Origin of the sequence: Labrenzia sp. THAF191a (genome assembly GCF_009363335.1) — a bacterium.
GTDB lineage: Bacteria > Pseudomonadota > Alphaproteobacteria > Rhizobiales > Stappiaceae > Roseibium > Roseibium algicola.
The window spans coordinates 5,858,942-5,876,751 of record NZ_CP045333.1; the positions used below are offsets into that span (position 1 = coordinate 5,858,942).

At 61.4% G+C, this 17,810-nt stretch carries 15 protein-coding genes; 1 reads left to right on the forward strand and 14 read right to left on the reverse strand.

Translation table 11 applies throughout. The features are described from left to right. Positions 1-131: 131 nt before the first annotated feature. The 6 genes from FIV05_RS26920 to FIV05_RS26945 form a co-directional block, all read right to left on the reverse strand. On the reverse strand, positions 132-1,460 hold the full coding sequence (locus tag FIV05_RS26920) for a TRAP transporter large permease (protein WP_152511631.1): 1,329 nt from the start codon (positions 1,458-1,460) through the stop codon (positions 132-134). Then, a complete protein-coding gene (locus tag FIV05_RS26925; protein WP_023001699.1) occupies positions 1,457-2,020 on the reverse strand; it encodes a TRAP transporter small permease in 564 nt (187 codons plus the stop codon). The genes FIV05_RS26920 and FIV05_RS26925 overlap by 4 nt, the downstream gene beginning before the upstream one ends. A 76-nt stretch (positions 2,021-2,096) precedes the next feature. Next, positions 2,097-3,152, reverse strand: coding sequence for a C4-dicarboxylate TRAP transporter substrate-binding protein (locus tag FIV05_RS26930; RefSeq protein ID WP_023001700.1), 1,056 nt, complete (start codon positions 3,150-3,152; stop codon positions 2,097-2,099). A 48-nt stretch (positions 3,153-3,200) separates the two neighbouring features. After that, positions 3,201-5,582, reverse strand: coding sequence for a xanthine dehydrogenase family protein molybdopterin-binding subunit (locus FIV05_RS26935; protein WP_152511632.1), 2,382 nt, complete (start codon positions 5,580-5,582; stop codon positions 3,201-3,203). After that, positions 5,579-6,079 (reverse strand): (2Fe-2S)-binding protein, encoded by a 501-nt coding sequence (locus FIV05_RS26940; protein ID WP_152511633.1) that lies wholly within the window; start codon positions 6,077-6,079, stop codon positions 5,579-5,581. Before FIV05_RS26940 ends, FIV05_RS26935 begins: the two co-directional genes overlap by 4 nt. Next, a complete protein-coding gene (locus FIV05_RS26945; protein ID WP_152511634.1) occupies positions 6,076-6,909 on the reverse strand; it encodes a xanthine dehydrogenase family protein subunit M in 834 nt (277 codons plus the stop codon). The genes FIV05_RS26940 and FIV05_RS26945 overlap by 4 nt, the downstream gene beginning before the upstream one ends. A 145-nt stretch (positions 6,910-7,054) precedes the next feature. Here FIV05_RS26945 and FIV05_RS26950 point away from each other — a divergent pair, with 145 nt between their 5' ends. After that, on the forward strand, positions 7,055-7,693 hold the full coding sequence (locus tag FIV05_RS26950; RefSeq protein WP_152511635.1) for a TetR/AcrR family transcriptional regulator: 639 nt from the start codon (positions 7,055-7,057) through the stop codon (positions 7,691-7,693). Between the two features lie 265 nt (positions 7,694-7,958). Here FIV05_RS26950 and FIV05_RS26955 read toward each other — a convergent pair whose 3' ends face one another. From FIV05_RS26955 to FIV05_RS26990, 8 genes are all read right to left on the reverse strand, one after another. Then, positions 7,959-8,864, reverse strand: a complete 906-nt coding sequence (locus FIV05_RS26955; RefSeq protein ID WP_152511636.1) for a 2-oxo acid dehydrogenase subunit E2 — start codon at positions 8,862-8,864, stop codon at positions 7,959-7,961. Positions 8,865-8,873: 9 nt separating this feature from the next. Beyond that, a complete protein-coding gene (locus FIV05_RS26960; protein WP_152511637.1) occupies positions 8,874-10,304 on the reverse strand; it encodes an NAD-dependent succinate-semialdehyde dehydrogenase in 1,431 nt (476 codons plus the stop codon). Between the two features lie 16 nt (positions 10,305-10,320). Next, positions 10,321-11,676, reverse strand: coding sequence for a biotin/lipoyl-containing protein (locus FIV05_RS26965; protein WP_152511638.1), 1,356 nt, complete (start codon positions 11,674-11,676; stop codon positions 10,321-10,323). Beyond that, on the reverse strand, positions 11,666-12,664 hold the full coding sequence (locus FIV05_RS26970) for an alpha-ketoacid dehydrogenase subunit beta (protein WP_152511639.1): 999 nt from the start codon (positions 12,662-12,664) through the stop codon (positions 11,666-11,668). The genes FIV05_RS26965 and FIV05_RS26970 overlap by 11 nt, the downstream gene beginning before the upstream one ends. A gap of 11 nt (positions 12,665-12,675) precedes the next feature. Continuing rightward, a complete protein-coding gene (locus tag FIV05_RS26975) occupies positions 12,676-13,671 on the reverse strand; it encodes a thiamine pyrophosphate-dependent dehydrogenase E1 component subunit alpha (RefSeq protein WP_152511640.1) in 996 nt (331 codons plus the stop codon). A 54-nt stretch (positions 13,672-13,725) separates the two neighbouring features. Beyond that, complete coding sequence (locus tag FIV05_RS26980; protein WP_006933717.1) at positions 13,726-15,024, reverse strand: Xaa-Pro peptidase family protein; 1,299 nt, start codon at positions 15,022-15,024, stop codon at positions 13,726-13,728. A 65-nt stretch (positions 15,025-15,089) separates the two neighbouring features. Then, on the reverse strand, positions 15,090-15,896 hold the full coding sequence (locus FIV05_RS26985) for an SDR family oxidoreductase (protein WP_077290581.1): 807 nt from the start codon (positions 15,894-15,896) through the stop codon (positions 15,090-15,092). Positions 15,897-15,908: 12 nt separating this feature from the next. After that, entirely contained in the window at positions 15,909-17,663 is a 1,755-nt protein-coding gene (locus FIV05_RS26990; RefSeq protein ID WP_286202235.1) for an extracellular solute-binding protein, read from the reverse strand. Positions 17,664-17,810: the final 147 nt, after the last annotated feature.

The following is a 17,810-nucleotide window of genomic DNA, read 5'->3' on the forward strand; positions in this document are numbered from 1 at the left end:
AGCCGGTAGGCTGCACCGCCTCATAGATGTGTCTTGTCAAAATGGCTGTCACCAGCGAGGTCGTTCGGTCTCGGGGCCACGAAAGAAGGCGTTGCCTGGACGAACGGAATATCCTCGCGTTGTTTTCTCCATCACAAGAACAAGGTGGCAATGCCGGGCAGAAGAATAACGAGCAGCAAAACCAGAAGCATGACCGCGATGAAAGGCATCGTGCCCGCGAAGATCTGTTCGACGGAAACGTCCGGATCGTTGAGCGTATTGTGCACCGTGAACACCGAGATGCCGAAGGGTGGCGTCAGGAGGCCGATTTCAACAGCGATCACGATGACGATGCCGAACTGGCTGAGGTCTATTCCCATGTGCTGCGCGATGGGCGCTGCGATCGGCACCATGATCAGGAGGATCGACGTACTGTCGAGGATCATGCCCATGACGAGAATGAGCGCCGAGCACAGAACCATGAAGCCCATCGGGCCGAGCCCGGTCTCGTTGACGAGGCTTGCGATGGCGTTGGGAAGGCCGGCAATCGACAACATGCGCGAATAGTAACTGGCAGCGACGAGCAGCAGCAGGATCGATACCGAGATCACGCCGGTCTGCTTCATCACCCGCCACAGGTTATGGCGGTTGAGGGAACGGCGTGAAAGAGCAACCAGCAGCGCACCGAAGGCGCCGACACCGCCAGCCTCCGTTGGTGTGAAATATCCCGAATAAAGTCCGCCGAGCACCAGAACCACGAGCAGGATGATCGGCACCAGCTTGGCGATCATCCTACCAAGCGGCATCGGTTCGATGGCGCTGTCGCGCCGGCGCTCCTTCGCAGCAGCCGGATCGGTGAGAACGAAACCAGGGAACAGGACGGTCACGGCAACGAGCATTGCCACGAAGCCACCGGCAAGCATCAGCCCCGGCACGATGCCGGCGATGAACATGCCACCGATGGAGACTTCTGCCAGAACCCCGTAAATAATGAGGAGCAAGCTCGGCGGGATCAGCATACCGAGTACCGATGAGCCCGCGACCGTGCCCGCAGCAAAGGCCGGGCGATACCCGTGACGCTCCATTTCAGGGACTGCGACACGGGTGAATACCGCCGCTGAGGCGATGGAGACGCCGGTGACCGCAGCGAAGATCGTGTTGGCCGCGACAGTCGCGACCCCGAGACCGCAGATGACCCGGCGCAGCAGTTCCTCTGCAACTTCGAAGGTGTCCCGCCCGACGTTGGAAACGCTCACCAGCAGCCCCATCAGGACGAAGAGGGGAATGGTCGCGAACAGATAATCGGCAATGCCGCTGTAGACGGTCAGCTCCAGCATCCTGAAGGCAAGGTCGATGTTATTGCGGATGATCCAGATCCCGGCAAAGGCCACAAGGAACAGCGCATAGGCTATTTGCATGCCGAGCAGAACCAGAACGATCAACGCGCCGACAAGCAGGAAGCCAATGGTCAACGTCGTCATGAAAAGCTCCGGAACATGCGAATTTCTGTGTGAGCCCGGTAAAACGCGGCCAGAACAGCCACCGCCGAGCCCAGGACCGTTATGCCCCGGAAGGGCCAGGTCGGAATGGTGAAGACGCCCTGGACGCCGAAAAATTCGGACGTCGCCCAGGCACTGGCGAATTTCGGCCAGGAAGCCCAGAGAATGAGACCGAACACGATGACGCCGCAGAGGGAGAACAGGGCCTCGATCAGGCAGACACCTTTCGGCGACACGCTTTCAAGACGCCGGACGAGAAAATCGGCCCGGGTCAGGCGCTTTTGCAGGATGGCAGCGGCAACCTGCAGGAAGACGATGGCAACAACGGTGCGCGCAGCAATTTCCGCAACGCCGGTAATCGGCGCGTTGAAGAAGTTTCGACCAAGGACATCAGCGACGATCAGTATCATGAGCGCGCCGATGGAAAGGGTACCGACCGATGACATGATGGCGGCCGTGCCGCCGAGCATTGCGCCGAAAGGCGCTTCCGAGAAAGCCGGGACATAGGCGTCGTCGGCCTCGGTTCTGGTCTCATCCGTCATCGTTACGTCCAGTTCGCTCTCAATAAACCCGCCCGGACAAGATGCCGGGCGGGAGAGGTGTGAGGCAAGGCCGCTCTCAGAGCCCTTCGTCCCAGGACCTCAGCGGTTCCGCACCACGTGCGCGCAGGGCGTCGAAATAGGCCTTCAGCACGACACGGCCGGCATCGCCGGTCTGTTCCAGCCACGGCTCCACGATATTCGGCAGTCCATTCACCCAGGCGGTTTTTTCTGCTTCCGGCAGTTCGTGGATCGTCAGACCCGCTTCCTGCATTTCCTTGAGTGCTCGCGTGGCAAGATCCTCGACATATTGACCGTGTGCCGCGGAAGTTGCCTTCGCAGCTTCCCGGAAGGCGGCCTGGACTGGTTCCGGCAGACCGTCGAAGAAGTCCTTGTTGGCCGCGATGCCGCCGAAATACATCGAGCCGATGCCCACGCGGGTGAGTTCAGGCGCGACTTCATAGACGCGGGTCGGCAGAATGCCCGACGCGAAGGACAGCGTACCTTCGGTCACGCCGGTCTGGATGTTGGTGTAATAGGTCGTCAGTGCACCGTCGACCGGCGTTGCACCCGTTCCGCGCAACCAGTTGGCCGAGGTTCCCGGGGCGTTGAGCTTGCGGTTTTCAAGATCCTTCATGGAGTTGACCGGGAAGGTGGCATAGATGTCGTAGCTGTCGGTGATGAGCGATGACAGATGAACCATGCCGTTTTCCGCCCAGCTGTCACGCAGCTCCGGCAGGTTTGCCGAAAGATCATCAAAGATCTCGATGATCATCTTGTGGTCTTCCGTGGCAAACGGCGTGAAATAGGTCACGTTCTGGAGCGGCATGTTCGCGCCTTCCCAGACGGTGCCGACCATGCCCACATCGACGATGCCGTCCATGACGGCCTCACGCGTGTCGGTGAATTTGTAGAGCGTGCCGGCGTAGGACTCCACCCAGTCGACCTTGTATTCGCCGGCGGCTTCCAGGATCCGGTTCACTTCCGGCTGGAAGGTGTTCTTCATCGCGTAGACCCAGATATTCTGTTCCGGATGCGAAGAACCGATGTTGACCGTGATCGCCTGTTGCGCGGCGGCAAGGCCGGCAGAACTGGCCAGCATGGCCGTTGCGGTTGCCAATGTTACGAACTTCATGATTTTCCTCCCTGCATTCGGAGCCTTATCCTCCCAGGCTCCTCTGGTTCAGTCACTCAAGGTTCCAAGTGCTCTCACGATCCGTTCAGGCGTGAACGGCATTTCTGTCACTTGCGCGCCCATGGGCCGCAGGGCGTCGTTGATCGCATTCATGACGGCGGCCGGAGACCCGGCAGTGCCCGCCTCGCCCGCGCCCTTGGCCCCGAGCAGGCTCTCCCCCGTCGGCGTTTCAACGTGACCGATGATCATGTCGGGCATTTCAGCCGCCATCGGCACGAGGTAGTCTGCCATCGAGCCGTTCAGGAGCTGGCCTTCCGCGTCGTAGTGGATTTCCTCGAACAGCGCTCCACCGAGCCCCTGAACGATGCCACCCCGGATTTGCTCGTCAACGAGAAGCGGGTTGATCACCCGCCCGCAATCCTCGACGCACCAATGCTTCAGCAGCTTCACGATGCCGGTCTCCGTATCGACCTCGAGGTAGGAGGCCTGGACGCCGTTGGTGAAGGCAAAGGGGTATTCGGACGTGATGAAGTGCCGTGTCTGGACAAGCTCCCGCGGCAGGCCCTTCGGCAATGTGTCGCCGCGGAAGTAGACGATCCGGCCGAGCTCTTCGAGCGGCATGCGGGCTTCGCCTGAAGTGCTGTCGACCACAGCGCCGTCGCGGATGTCGAGCTGCGCCTGATCGGCCTGGAGCATGGAAGCGGCCACTTCAAGGATGGAATCGCGAAGCGCCCGCGCCGCCTGCAGCGCAGCCTCGCCGCCGATACCGGCCCCGCGCGACGCCCAGGTGCCGCCACCGTAGGGCGTCACTTGTGTATCACCGGTAATGACGCGCACACGCGCGGGGGACACGCCAAGACCCTCGGCAACCACCTGGCTCAGCATCGCCTCTGTGCCCTGCCCCTGTTCGGTTACGCCGGACAGCGCAACGATCGATCCGTCCGGATCCATCCGCACCGTGCAACCGTCTTGTGCCGAGATGCGCGCGCCGCCGATACCGTACATGAAGGGCGAGGGATTGGTCAGCTCGATGAAGCTTGCAATACCGATGCCCCTGTAGATGCCCTTCTTGCGGAGCTCTGCCTGTTCTGCTCGCAAGCCGTCGTAATCCATCAGCTCCAGAAGCTTGTCCATGGAGGCGTGATGCGACAGCCCCTCGAAACGCATGTTCGCGGGAGACGTCACCGGATAGGCATCATCCCTGAACATGTTGCGCCGGCGGATCTCGACCGGGTCCATGCCGATTTCGGCGGCCGCCATGTCCACCAGCCCTTCGGTGATCGCGACCGCGATCGGATGGCCGACTGCCCGGTACTGGCAGGTCGGCGTCTTGTTCTGGAAGACGACCGTGGTCCTGGCCCGGTAATTCTGGAAGTCATAGGGGCCACCGCAGAGGTTCACCACCTGGTTGCCTTCGATGGCGGAGGTGCGCGGATAGACCGAATATGGGCCGATCGCCGTCCAGTCATCGACATCCATGGCGAGGATCCGGCCGTCTTCTCCAACTGCAATCTTCGCCTCGATCTGATGATCGCGGGCGTGGATGTCGCTGGAGAAACTTTCCAGCCGGTCGGCGATGAATTTCACCGGCCGTTTCATGATCTTGGCGATTGCCGCCGTCGCCATTTCGTCCGGATAGACATGCACCTTGATGCCGTAGGAGCCGCCGACATCCTCACAGATCACACGGACCCGGCTTTCCGGCAGGTCGAGATGAGTGGCCAGAACTGTCTGGATCATGTGGGGCGCCTGCGTCGCATGCCAGGCGGTCATCTGTTCCTCGGCCGGGTTCCAGTCGACCAGGATCGAGCGCGGCTCCAGCGTCACGCCCGTGTGCCGTCCGGTGACGAAGCGCGCCGAGACGACCTTGTGCGCGGTCCGGAAGGTTTCGTCCACGTCCCCCTGTTCGTGCAGGCGCCGGAAGGCGAGGTTGTCACCCATATCCGGATGCAGCACCGGCGTTTCAGGATCGAGCGCGGTCATCATGTCGGTGACGACGTCCAGTTGTTCGTAGTCAACATCGACAAGAGCCGCGCCATCCTCGGCAGCAGCGCGAGAGGTCGCGACAACGGCTGCCACCGGTTCGCCGACCCAGCAGGCTCGGTCAACGGCGATCGCGTGTTCCGGCGGCGATTTCAGGCCTTTCAGATGGGCGAGCACAGCAACCCATGGCTTGCAGACCTCGGCGATGTCCTCGCCCGTGAAGACCCGGAGCACACCCTTCACCGCTTTTGCATCCTCGGCGTCGATACGGTTGATCTTCGCGTGCGCGAAGGGCGAGCGCACAAAGGCGACATGGACCATGCGCGGCAGCACGATGTCGTCCACATAGACGCCGCGACCCTGGACCAGGCGCCGGGCATTGGGCCGGGGGACCGTCTTGCCGATATAGGAATTGGGCCGGTCCGGATTACCGAATTGAATGGTCATGCGGCCCCCTTCCGTGCGCGGACACGCGCTACCGTTTCAACCGCATCCACGATGGCTTCGTAGCCGGTGCAGCGGCAGTAATTGCCCGACAGATGTTCGCGGATCTGATCACGCGACGGCGTGCCGCCGGCCTCCAGCAGCTCGTTAATGGCAACCAGCATACCGGGCGTGCAGAAGCCGCACTGGAGCGCATTGCGCTCGACAAAGACGTCCTGAAGATCCTTTATCGCGCCCAGGTCCGACAGGCCTTCCACTGTCCAAACCTCGGCACCGTCCGCCTGGGCGGCCAGCATCAGGCAGCCGCGCACGGCTTTGCCGTCGACCTTCAGCGTACAGGCACCGCAGACACCGTGTTCGCAGCTTGCATGGGCGCCGGTAAGGCCAAGCTCGCCGCGCAGGAAATCAACGAGATGCTGACCTGCCGGCACACGCGCCTCGACGGGCTCCCCGTTCACGGTCAGGCTGATGTCGATCTTGTCGCGGAACATCTCCGTCATGCGTTTCCTCCCTCGATCCTGGCGGCGGCGCGGCGTAATAGGACACCGGCAAGGTGGCGGCGGTAAGCGGCACTTGCCTGCGTGTCCGACGGTGGGTCGATTTCCGCCTGCAGAGCCTGAACGGCGCCATCAATGTTGCCCTGGTCGAGAGCGGCCATGGCCCCTTCGGCAAGGACCGGTTTGGGCCCGACGGAAAAAAGCGACAGCCGGTGTCCATCGCCCCGCTTGACGAGGCACACTCCGGCAAGTGCATAGTCGCCGGATCTCCTGGCAACCTCGACGATGACCTGCTTTTCGCCGGGCTCTGCCTTCGGGATCGAGAGGCCTATCAGGATTTCCCCCTCCTCGATGGCCGTTTCGAAAATGTCCTGAAAGAAATCTTCCACCGGTATGTCCCGCGAGCCGTTGAGGCCCTCGACATGAAGCGTGGCGCCAAGGGCCAGAACGCAGGCTGGAAACTCCGCAGCCGGATCGGCATGAGCCAGCGCACCTCCTATGGTGCCGCGGTTGCGGATCGCAGCATGGGCGATGAATTCCACCGCCTGAGAAAGAAGCGGAGCAGACTGCCGGATCAGCGGATTGCGACCAATCTCCGCATGCGAAGTCAGCGCGCCGATCCGCAGACTGTCCTGCGTTTCGGTTACCCCGGAAAGCTCGCTCAGGCGGGAAATGTCGATCAGGACGTCGCCTGCGGAGAGACGCAGGTTCAAGGCCGCAACCAGGCTCTGGCCACCTGCAAGCACGCGGCCGTTGCCGTCGCTTGCGGCCAGCATTTCCAGCGCGTTGCGCAAACTGGATGCCCGGGCATAACCGCCCGCCGATGCCTTCATGGCGTCTCCCTCCCGATTTCATCGCGACGCCCTCCAGCATCGCTTATTGAGCATCTGCTCAACTTTATTGATCAGATGATCTATAAAAATCGGAAGATTGCAAGTAGATTATTGCGTGCCGTATGAGGGAGGCAGGAAAAGGAACATGAATGGAATGACCGATGTCGCCGAAACGGGGGACACTTCCAGCCGTCGCAGGCTGCCCCCTTCCGAACGCCGCCAGCAGATCGTTGAAGGTGCCGTCGCCTTCTTCGCCGAGGTCGGCCTTGACGGCAACACACGCGATCTCGCCAAGCGTATCGGCGTCACGCAATCGCTGCTTTTCAACTATTTCGCCACCAAGGACGATCTCATAGAGGCGGTCTATGAAAAGGTGTACCTCGGGCGTCTTTCTCCCGACTGGCCGGAACGGCTGACCGACCGGGAAGTGCCGCTGCGTCGGCGCCTGCTCGATTTCTACACCGAATACAGCACACTCATCTTCCAGTACGAGTGGATGCGGATTTTCATGTTTTCCGGCCTTTATGGTGCAGAACTCAACCGCCGCTATCTCAAACATCTAGGCGACGTCATCCTGCTACCGCTCCTGGGCGAGATCGAACACGAGGCAAATTCCGGCGTCACACCGGTCATGGAAGATATCTGGAACCTGCACGGCGGCATCGTCTACATCGGCATCCGACAGCACATCTACCGAACCCCCTGCCCGGACGATCCGTCCGAGGCCATATCAAGAGCGATCGACCGTTTCCTGCTGTCGTTCGGTATCAGTCCCTGCCCTTGAGCTGGCGCTGAAGAGGTTGTCCGCTATTCAAGCGGCTCATTCACCACCCCCGGAGAGGAACACGCGGGACCAGGCTCCAATCCTGTTCGAAGCGCAGCTGGACAGTCGGAAACGCGATTTCGGTAACTTCGTGGAGAACAGAGATAACGTCGTTCCGGCTATCCCCCAGGTTTTTCAAGGACCGCCTAACATCCACAAGCTCCCAGGCAGCTACACATTCCGGGAACCTCAATCTTGCAGTGAGGTAAATCCAGCAGACAGCCCGTCAGATCAACATCCGCCGAGGCTCTTTCAAAAGACCTGCATAATAGCTCAGGAAGCGCGCGGCGTCTGCGCCGTTGATGCCCCTGTGGTCGTAGCTGAGATCGAGGGGCACCATCTGGACGGGTTGGAAAGTCTCCCCATCCCAGACGGGGGCGACTTCAGTGCGGGTGATACCGAGAATGGCAACTTCCGGCGGATTGACGATCGGGGTGAAGGCGGTGCCGCCGATCCCGCCGAGGTTGGTGATGGTCATGGACGCGCCGCCCATTTCATCAGGGCGCACCTTGCGCTCTTGTGCTCTGGAGGCGAGATCGGCGATTTCCGCCGCGATCTGCCAGAGGCCTTTCCGGTCAACGTCCCGGATAACGGGCACCATCAGGCCGTGGGCGGTGTCGACCGCGATTCCAAGGTGCACGTAGTCTTTCAGGAACAGCGTCTTGCCGTCCGAGCTGAGAGAAGCATTGAACTTCGGGAATTCCCGCAAGGCCTTCGACAAGGCCTTGGCATGGAAAGCCAGCGCCGTCAGCTTCACGCCGCGCTCGCCGGCTTCCGTCCGCAATTCCTTGCGCAGGGCTTCGATGGCCGTCATCTCCGCGCGGTCATGATGGGTGACAGCGGGAATGAGCCTCTGGGCCGCGGCCATGTTTTGCGCTGCGACTTGGGCAAACCTTGAGACGGGTTCTTCCGTGACCGGGCCATAGAGCGTGTGGTCGACGTCCCAGTAGGACCTGTCGCCCGATTGCGCGGGAGAGACCCCGGCGGAGGGCGACATCCCAGCATCGCCTTCGCCTTCCACATCCTCGCGGGCGATGGACGTGCGTCCGATGTCGCGCGCGAGTTTCTCGATGTCTATACCCTTCTGCCGGGCCAGCGCCCTGACCGAAGGCGGTGCGATCACGTCGGACATCTCCACCTCCTACCAGCTTGCCGAAATATACTGGGTTTCCATGAACTCCAGCATGCCTTCATGGCCACCTTCACGGCCGAGGCCGGACTGTTTGGTGCCGCCGAAGGGAGCCGCCGGATCGGAGACGAGACCGCGATTGAACCCGACCATGCCATAGTCCAGCTTTTCACAGACCTGCAGGCCGCGTTTCATGTCCTTCGTGAAGACATAGGCAACCAGACCGTATTCCGTGTCGTTGGCCCTGCGGATCACGTCGTCCTGATCGGTGAAGGTCTGGAGGGCGGCGACGGGCCCGAAGATTTCGTCGTGCACGCAGTCGGCCGTCTCGGGCACACCCGACAGAACCGTGGGCGGATAGAAAAAGCCCTTCCCGCCCGGCAGGTCGCCGCCGACTTTGATCTTCGCTCCCTTCTCAACCGCATCGCGAACGAAATCCGCGACCTTGTCGCGGGTTTCCGCATTGACCAGCGGGCCGACATCCACGTCCGGGTCAGATCCGTCGCCGACCTTCAGTTTTTTCATGGCCTCGACAAGTCGGCGGGTAAAGTCGTCGGCAACGGCTTCATGCACGTAGATCCGGTTGGCAGCGGTGCAGGCTTCACCGAGATTGCGCATCTTGGCCAGCATCGTGCCCTGCACCGCCTCATCAAGATCCGCATCGTCAAAAACGATCAGCGGTGCATTGCCGCCAAGTTCCATCGCCGGTTTGAGCACCTGATCGGCCGCAGAATGCAGCAGCTTGCGGCCAACCGCCGTGGAACCTGTGAAGGAGACGACGCGCACGCGCGGGTCGTGCAGCATGTGATCGACAAGTGCGCCGGTGCGCCTGGAAGGCAGCACATTGACAAGGCCATCCGGAACGCCGGCTTCTTCCAGGAGGGGCATGAGCGCCAGCATGGTCAGCGGCGTTTCGGAGGCCGGTTTGATGATCACCCCGCAGCCAGCGGCCAGAGCCGGAGCGATCTTGCGGGTGCCCATGGCCGCCGGATAGTTCCAGGGCGTGACAAGAACCGCAAGGCCGGCAGGCTTGTGCTGCACGATGATGCGCGCGCCAGAGGCAGGCGCATGGGTGATGAGGCCGTCGGCGCGTACGGCTTCTTCGGCAAACCAGCGGAAGAATTCGGCGGCATAGGTCGCCTCGCCCATGGCATCGCTGCGCGCCTTGCCGTTTTCCAGCGTGATCATGCGGGCAAAGTCTTCCAGCCGCGCCGTCATCAATTCCCACGCCTTGCGCAACACTTCCGAACGTTCGCGCGGCGTTTTGGCGGCCCATGTTGCCATCGCAGCTTCCGCGGCATCCAGCGCGGCGTCCGCATCCTTGATGTCGGCGGAGGCGACGGAGGCAAGCACCTCTTCGGTTGCCGGGTTCAGAACGTCGAACCTTTCGCCGCTCGCTCCCGCGCACCAGGTGCCGTTAATGTAAAGATCGTTATGGTCCATAATGGTCCCCATGGGTTCAAAGCAGGTGGCGGAGCGGTTGCTCCATCCGACCCGCGAAATTGGAAAGCAGGTCAATCGCCCGAGGTGCAGTCAGTCGGTCCCCGGCCCATTCCAGCACGAGAGCGAGATCCTCCCCCTGCCGCAGAATGCTGATGACGGGGCATTTGCCTGCATCAAGCTGAAGCGCCGAGATGCGGCTTGCTCTCAGGTCACGCACCAGCAGATCCACTTCTAGATCATCGTCCGCCGGTTTGACCTGACCAAGCCAGAGCGAAGCAGCGGAGTAGACTTGCGACTGCCGCATATTCTCAACGCGGACTTTGGCGGGAAAGTTCCCGAAACTGGCAGCCGCAAACCCGGCCAGCAGAGCTGCCTGATCGGCTTGCCCGCCGCTGTCCTTCGCCCAGGCCACGAAGTCTGCAAATCCGGTACCCGATACCTTTGCCCTGAGTTCGAAGCGCTGCGCCGTGGCACTTGCCGCCGGCGTTTCCGCGCGCAGGGTCTTGAGGGTCTCCAGATCCTTGACGTGAAACGGCTGGGGGTGGCCGGCATCGGCCAGACGCTGCAGGTCCAGCCCTTGTTCCTGCGCAAGCCGCCGTGCCTTCGGCGACGCAAGAACTCTCCCGGCCACCCCGGGCGCGGTCTTGGCCGCCACCCGTTTTTCAGGAGAAGGTGCAGGCGTGTTGGCAGGTTCCGTCTTTTCCTGCCGCTCCGGCGCTGTTTCACCGGCCGCAGAAGCTGTTGCTCCAGCAGCCTTACGCGACACTGCCTTGTCCGGCTTTTGCGCCGATATCACCGCTATCGTCTGGCCGACAGGCACTTCCTCACCCGCTTCCGCCAGAAGCGCGGCCACGAAACCGTCGCGGCCGGCGTTGACCTCAACCGTGCTCTTGTCCGTTTCCACTTCGAAGAGAATGTCGTCAGCCGCAACGGCTTCTCCGGGCTGTTTGCACCAGGCAACCAGAAGGCCCGTGTCCTGAGCCATGCCGAGTGTCGGCATGATTACCTGGTGCCCGTCCGGAAGGGCTTCACCCCCGGCGTCTGCCCCGGCTTCCCGACCGTTAGCCTTTAACTGTTCCCCGGTGGATGTGTTGTCCGGCGATGGGCTCCCGTTTGCCTGACCAGCCCCTTCCGGGGTTTCAGAGATCATCGCGATCACCTGTCCAACCGGAACATCGCTGCCTGCTTCCACGGAGACGTCGGTCAGATAGCCTTCCTTCTGCGCCTCCACTTCCATGGCGGCCTTGTCGGTTTCCACCTCGAAAAGCACATCGCCAGCGGCCACTGCCTCTCCCGGTTTCTTGTGCCAGGCCAGCAACTGGCCGCTGTCCTGGGCCATGCCGAGCGCGGGCATGATCACCTCATGCGGCATGGATCAGCTCCCCGCGGCAGATCTTGCGCGCGTTGTCGGCAACTCCTGCGGCATTCGGCACGGTGATGTCTTCAAGGGCAGGCGAAAACGGCACCGGCACGTCCATGGCGCCCATGCGGATGACCGGCGCGTCGAGGTCGTAGAAAGCTTTCTCGCTGATCCGCGCGGCAATTTCCGCCGTCACGCCGTAGCTCTGGTGGCCCTCGTCGATGACGATGGCGCGCGACGTCTTGCGGACAGAACGCAGGATGGTTTCCTCATCCAGGGGCACGATCGTGCGCGGGTCGATGATCTCCGCGCTGATGCCCTCGCGGGACAACGTTTCCGCCGCTTCCTCGGCCACCTGCACCATGGAGGAGGTCGCCACCAGCGTGACGTCCCGGCCCTCGCGCTTGATGTGCGCCTGGCCGAAGGGGATCAGGTATTCTTCTTCCGGCACCGGGGCCTTGTCGTTGTACATCAGCTTGTCTTCGAAGATGACCACCGGATTGTTGTCCCGGATTGCGGTCTTCATCAGGCCCTTTGCCTCGTAAGCCGAAGATGGCATGGCGACCTTCAGTCCCGGAATGTGGGCAACAAGCGCCTGCAGGGACTGGCTGTGCTGAGCAGCGGAGCGCCGGGTCGCGCCCATGTTGGTGCGCAGGACCAGCGGGACGTTCAGCTTGCCGCCGGACATGTAGTGGGTCTTGGCGGCCTGATTGCAGAGCTGATCCATGACCAGATAGAGAAAATCACCGAACATCAGGTCGACGATCGGCCTCAGTCCGGTCATCGCCGCACCAACGGCAATGCCCATGAAGCCGGGTTCGGAAATCGGCGTGTCGATGATCCTGTCCGTTCCGAACTCCTCCACCAGGCCGGACAGCACCTTGAACGGCGTTCCGGCCTCCGCGACGTCTTCGCCCAGGAGAATGATCGACGGATCCCGGCGCATTTCTTCCGCGATGGCTTCGTTGACTGCCCTGGACAGGGTGATTTCACGTGTCATGGCGTCCCTCCTCAGGCGGCCGTGCCGGCGTAGACATGCATGTCCACTTCCCGCACATCCGGATATTTCGCGTCGAGCGCATATTTGACGGCAGCTTCGGCATCGGCCGCGATTTCATTGTCGATGGCCACCAGTTCGTCCGCGGTCATGATCTTCTGGTCGATCAGCCACTTGCCGAAGTTGGTGATCGGGTCGCGCGCAGACTTCCATTCCGTCTCTTCATCCTTGGCGCGGTAATAGTCGCGGTTGATGTCGCCGACGTGGTGGCCGTGATAGCGATAGGTGTCGAGTTCGATGAAGAACGGGCCTTCGCCCTTTCGGCATCTGGCGGCGAGCTCGCCCGCCAGCTTGTTCACGGCCAGCACATCCTGGCCATCGACCTTGAAGCTCTCGATGCCGAAGGCTTCCGCCCGGGCGGTCAGCGAACCAGCCGCGATTTCCTCGGTCCTGGTGTATTCGCTGTAGCCGTTGTTCTCGCAGGCATAGATGACGGGAAGCTTCCAGAGCGCGGCCATGTTCATGACCTCGTACCAGAGCCCTTGTGCCGTCGCGCCATCTCCGAAGAAACACACGGTGACGTGCCCGGTACCCAGACGCTTGGCGGTGAGTGCCGATCCGGTGGCAATGCCCATTGAACCGCCGACAATGGCGTTTGCGCCCAGGTTGCCGTTGGCCTGGTCGGCGATATGCATCGATCCGCCCTTGCCCCGGCAATAGCCCTCTTCCTTGCCCAGAAGCTCGCAGAACATTTCCTTGAAATGCGCTCCCTTGGCGACACAGTGACCGTGCCCCCTGTGCGTCGACGTGATCTTGTCTTCGGGCGTCAGCGCTTCGCAGATGCCGACGGCCACGGCTTCCTGACCGGAATACATGTGGGTCAGGCCCGGCATCTTCGCCGACAGGTAAAGCTGGTTGGCGTTGTCCTCGAAGGCACGGATGCGCACCATCTGCGTGTACATGCGCAGATACTCTTCCGTGTTGTGTTTCTTTTTCTTCGCAGCGCTCATCTTGTTGTCCCTTGACTGGGCCCGGCCGCCGCGCGGCCGGGCACGATGGGCAGGTCAGTACCGGTTGGCGATCGGAAGTTCTTCGGCCGGGAACAGGCTGATCACCTCAACGCCCGTGTCCGTCACCACGACTTCCTCCTCGATCCGGGCGGCGGAATAGCCGTCGGCGGCCGGGCAGTAGGTTTCCAGCGCGAACACCATGCCCGTCTTGATTTCCATCGGATGGTCGAGCGAGACCGCACGCGAGATGATCGGCCGTTCGTGCAGGGCCAGCCCCAGGCCGTGGCCGAATTGCAGACCGAAGGCGGTTTCCTCATTGGGGAAGCCGAATTCCTCCGCCTTGGGCCAGACTTCCGCCACCTTGTCGGTGGAGACGCCGGGCTTGATCATGGCGATGGAGGCATCGATCCATTCACGCGCCTTGACGTAGGCATCACGCTGCGCGGGCGTGGCCCGACCAATGTTGAAGGTTCGGTAGTAGCAGGTCCGATAGCCCTGATAGGACTGCAGAATGTCAAAAAACGCCTGATCGCCCGGACGGAAGTAGCGATCGGTGAAATTGTGCGGATGCGGATTGCAGCGCTCGCCGGAAATGGCGTTGATCGCCTCGACATCATCCGATCCCATTTCGTAGAGCATCTTGTTGGACAGGGCGACGATGTCGTTCTCGCGCACGCCCGGCTTCAGTTCCTCGTAGATCATGTGATAGACGCCATCGACCATGGAAGCCGCCTGAGTCAGAAGCTGGATCTCGTCCCAGTTCTTGATCTCGCGCGCAGCCAGCATGATCTGCTGTCCGTCGACCACGTTAAGCCCCTCTGCCTGCAGCGCATGGAACATGGCGGTTTCGGCATAGTCGACACCGACCGGCATATCCGCCATGCCCGCGTCCCGGATCAGCCCGGCAATCTCGCGGGCATATTTGCGCATCAGACCGAATTCCGGCGGGATGGTGCCGCGCATGCCGACCACACCTGCCCGGCAATGATCCGGCACCAGCCAGTCGGAGAACTTCTTGTGGTGGACGGCGGCTGAACCGAAGTCCCACACGTAAGGGGCGTCATCACCCGTTAGCAGGCAGAAGCGGCACATCTTGTCCCGCTCCCATTCACCGATCTTGGTGGCCGAGACGTAGCGGATGTTGTTGACGTCAAACAGCAGAAGCGTACCGGCGGGAGAGGCCTTCAGCGCCTCCCGTGTTCTGGCAAGGCGATACCGCCGCAACCGATCATGGTCGATGCGGCGTTCGAAATCGACGGATGTGTGACCCCAGGCGGGCAAACGCCCCTCCCAGCGCCAATGCGGTTCGAGATCCTGCGGCGTCAGGAGGTTGGGTAACAGTGCGCGAGACATGGCTCTCTCCTTCGGATGCACCTGCGCACATCCGTCATGTAAAAAGAATATTGTTTTTCAGAGTGTTACTGGATGCACCAGCCGCCATCGATGTGGATCATTTGGCCCGTCATGTAGTCGCTGTCGGGGCTGGCGAGAAACGACGCGGTGCCCTTGATGTCATCCGGATAGGACACCCGCTTGATCACCAGTTCGTTGTTGGCGATGTCTTCGTAGGCCTGTCCTGCCCGTTCCTTGAAGCCGATTTCGACAAGGTCCTTGTCGAGCTGTTCCCACAGCGGTGTCACCACCACGCCGGGGGCATAACCGTTGACGGTGATGTTGTGTTCGCCGAGCGCAACGGCCCCGCAATGGGTCAACGCCAGGCAGCCGTATTTGGATGTGCAATAGACGGTCACATCCACCAGAGGCTTGCGCGAGGCGATGGAGCCGACATTGATCAGCTTGTAGGGAAAATCCTGTGGCCCTTGCGCAATCATCTGCCGGGCGGTTTCCTGCATGCCAAGCCACATCGCCTTGGTGTTGACGCCCATGATGAGATCCCAGTTGTCCTCATCGATATCCATGAAGAAACGGGGCTTGTTGAGGCCGGCGTTGAAGAGGCCCACATTGATGCTGCCGAAAGCTTCGACAGTTGCCGCCACCGCCGCGGCGTTGTCCTCGCGACGCGTCACGTCCATCTTGACCGCAACCGCCTTGCCGTTACCGGCCGCATTGATCCGCTCCGCGACGGCCTGGGCTTCGTCGAGGTCCAGATCACCAAGACAGATATTGGCGCCCTGAGCTGCAAAATGCTCGGCGTTGGTTGCGCCCATGCCGCGTGCGGCACCGGTAATCAGAACGTTTTTTCCCTTGAGCCGATTGGGGTCCATGAATTCCTCCCATTAAAGTTTTCCAGCCTCCCGCAGAAGTCGGTCGGCACGATCTTGAGCCATCTGCAACGCGGCTTTTGGCGCCTTCACGCCACGCAACATGTCGTGGCATTCCTCCCCGCAGATGCGGATGATGTCGTTGATTTCCGGGATTGGCGGTCGTGGCCAGAACTGCAGTTCGTCCCGCCAGGACATGGCGTCCACCGCTTCAAAGATCGGAGACAGGCGCCGGACTTCCGGGTCCGCGCCAACCGAGTAGCGCGGATTGGTGCGGCTGCCGTGTTCGACGTAGAGCTTTTGCGCTTCAGGCGAAGTGAAGACGATCAGCGCTTCGGCTGCCGCCTCCAGCCGTTCCGGTGCGATATTGGCCGGAATGCCGAGCAGATAGCCGCCGACCGGGGCGATATTCTGCGCATTCGGGCCGGAAGGATGCGGCAGGAAACCGACCTTGCCATGAGCCGCGCAGGCCGGATTCTGTTCGAAGTATGGAGCGAGCAAAGTATAGCCGTAGGCCATCGCCACACGTCCGCTTGCGAACGGACGGACGCGCTCGTACCAGGACATCGACAGGATGTCCGGCGGCGAATATTGCAACAGCGCCATCAGGTATTCGGCTGCGTCCAATGCCCGTTCGGAATAGATGACCGGCCGATAGCCCCCGTCCGCAAGTCGCGAGGCGTCATAACCACCGGCCTGTTTGGGCAAATCCAGAATAGGCTGGCCGAAGTCCGCGCAAGTCATCATGAATGTATGGCCCAGCGCGGTCCCGCGTGCCGCGTTCCAGGCAATTCCGTATCTGCCCTGAACCGGGTCGTTGAGCCGGGCGGCGGCCTTGAGCAGCGCGTCCGTCGTGAGGGGCGGTTCAAGCCCTGCTTCCGCCAGCAGATCCTTCCGGTAAAACAGCAGTTCCGGCGTGGTCTGCGAGGGCACACCGTATGGCTTGCCTCCCCAGTGAGCTGCCTGCCAGCCGGCGGTGTGAAAATCGCTCGGCTGAAGCCGCTCGACATCCAGCACTTCGTCCAGCGGCAGGAGATACCCGTTCTCGGCAAACTCGCCCAGCCACGGCAGGTCCAGGGCAATCAGGTCATAGCGGCTTGTCGCCCTGTGGGCGTTCTTGACCGCTTCTTCGTGAAGCCGGTCGATTGAAAAGGCCCGCTGCTGAATGGAGCACCCGACCACCTGCTCGAACTGGCGCTTCAGACCATGCATCACCATGAAGGTGGGATCGCCATGGACCAGAACGCGAAGATCGCCGGACAGTTTCAAGGGTTCAAGCAGGACCTGGGGCGGCTGGATTGTCTGGGCTTCCAGGTAAGACCCGCCGAAATAATAGTCCTGTGTGCCGGAGCGCAGATCGGCCGCCCCGAACGATTGCGCCGCCATCCTGCGGACACGGCTGCTGAACTGGGTCCATGCCTCCAGCATGTCAGCGCTCGGATGGAGGGAATAGCTTCTGCCGGAAGACGTCCTCGGCCTTTGCTCGATCAGGCCGTTGTCGATCATCTCGCGCATGCGGCGGCTGGCTGTCGCGTAGGGAACGCCCGACGCGCCAATGAGCGAGGTCGGGGTCACCGCCTTCGCTTCCAGATGCCTTTTCACCAGATAGGTCGACATTTTGACATAGGGGTTCGGAGCAGATATCTCCAACAGACCATCCATCTCTTCTTCAAAGTTCTCCAGAAAGCTGAGAACCTGGAGGATTTCCGTCTTGGCCTGTTGCGTCAGATAAGTCTTTTCGCGAACCAACTCTCCCTCTTGCTGGTTCATCGCTCGGCTCCAGTTTTCCGGACGGGATGAACCACTGCTGCGTTTCCTCGTTTTGGATATTTTTTGGATCGACATTGAATGTCCTCCTAAGCGTGAGCGACGTGGCCGATTAGAAAAACGGCCAAAAAATCCATTTTGGATATAAGA

Coding starts and splice junctions, on each gene's coding strand:
- FIV05_RS26920 (WP_152511631.1), bottom strand. CDS start 1,460: ATGACGACGTTGACCATTGGCTTCCTGCTTGTCGGCGCGTTGATCGTT.
- FIV05_RS26925 (WP_023001699.1), bottom strand. CDS start 2,020: ATGACGGATGAGACCAGAACCGAGGCCGACGACGCCTATGTCCCGGCT.
- FIV05_RS26930 (WP_023001700.1), bottom strand. CDS start 3,152: ATGAAGTTCGTAACATTGGCAACCGCAACGGCCATGCTGGCCAGTTCT.
- FIV05_RS26935 (WP_152511632.1), bottom strand. CDS start 5,582: ATGACCATTCAATTCGGTAATCCGGACCGGCCCAATTCCTATATCGGC.
- FIV05_RS26940 (WP_152511633.1), bottom strand. CDS start 6,079: ATGACGGAGATGTTCCGCGACAAGATCGACATCAGCCTGACCGTGAAC.
- FIV05_RS26945 (WP_152511634.1), bottom strand. CDS start 6,909: ATGAAGGCATCGGCGGGCGGTTATGCCCGGGCATCCAGTTTGCGCAAC.
- FIV05_RS26950 (WP_152511635.1), top strand. CDS start 7,055: ATGAATGGAATGACCGATGTCGCCGAAACGGGGGACACTTCCAGCCGT.
- FIV05_RS26955 (WP_152511636.1), bottom strand. CDS start 8,864: ATGTCCGACGTGATCGCACCGCCTTCGGTCAGGGCGCTGGCCCGGCAG.
- FIV05_RS26960 (WP_152511637.1), bottom strand. CDS start 10,304: ATGGACCATAACGATCTTTACATTAACGGCACCTGGTGCGCGGGAGCG.
- FIV05_RS26965 (WP_152511638.1), bottom strand. CDS start 11,676: ATGCCGCATGAGGTGATCATGCCCGCGCTCGGCATGGCCCAGGACAGC.
- FIV05_RS26970 (WP_152511639.1), bottom strand. CDS start 12,664: ATGACACGTGAAATCACCCTGTCCAGGGCAGTCAACGAAGCCATCGCG.
- FIV05_RS26975 (WP_152511640.1), bottom strand. CDS start 13,671: ATGAGCGCTGCGAAGAAAAAGAAACACAACACGGAAGAGTATCTGCGC.
- FIV05_RS26980 (WP_006933717.1), bottom strand. CDS start 15,024: ATGTCTCGCGCACTGTTACCCAACCTCCTGACGCCGCAGGATCTCGAA.
- FIV05_RS26985 (WP_077290581.1), bottom strand. CDS start 15,896: ATGGACCCCAATCGGCTCAAGGGAAAAAACGTTCTGATTACCGGTGCC.
- FIV05_RS26990 (WP_286202235.1), bottom strand. CDS start 17,663: ATGAACCAGCAAGAGGGAGAGTTGGTTCGCGAAAAGACTTATCTGACG.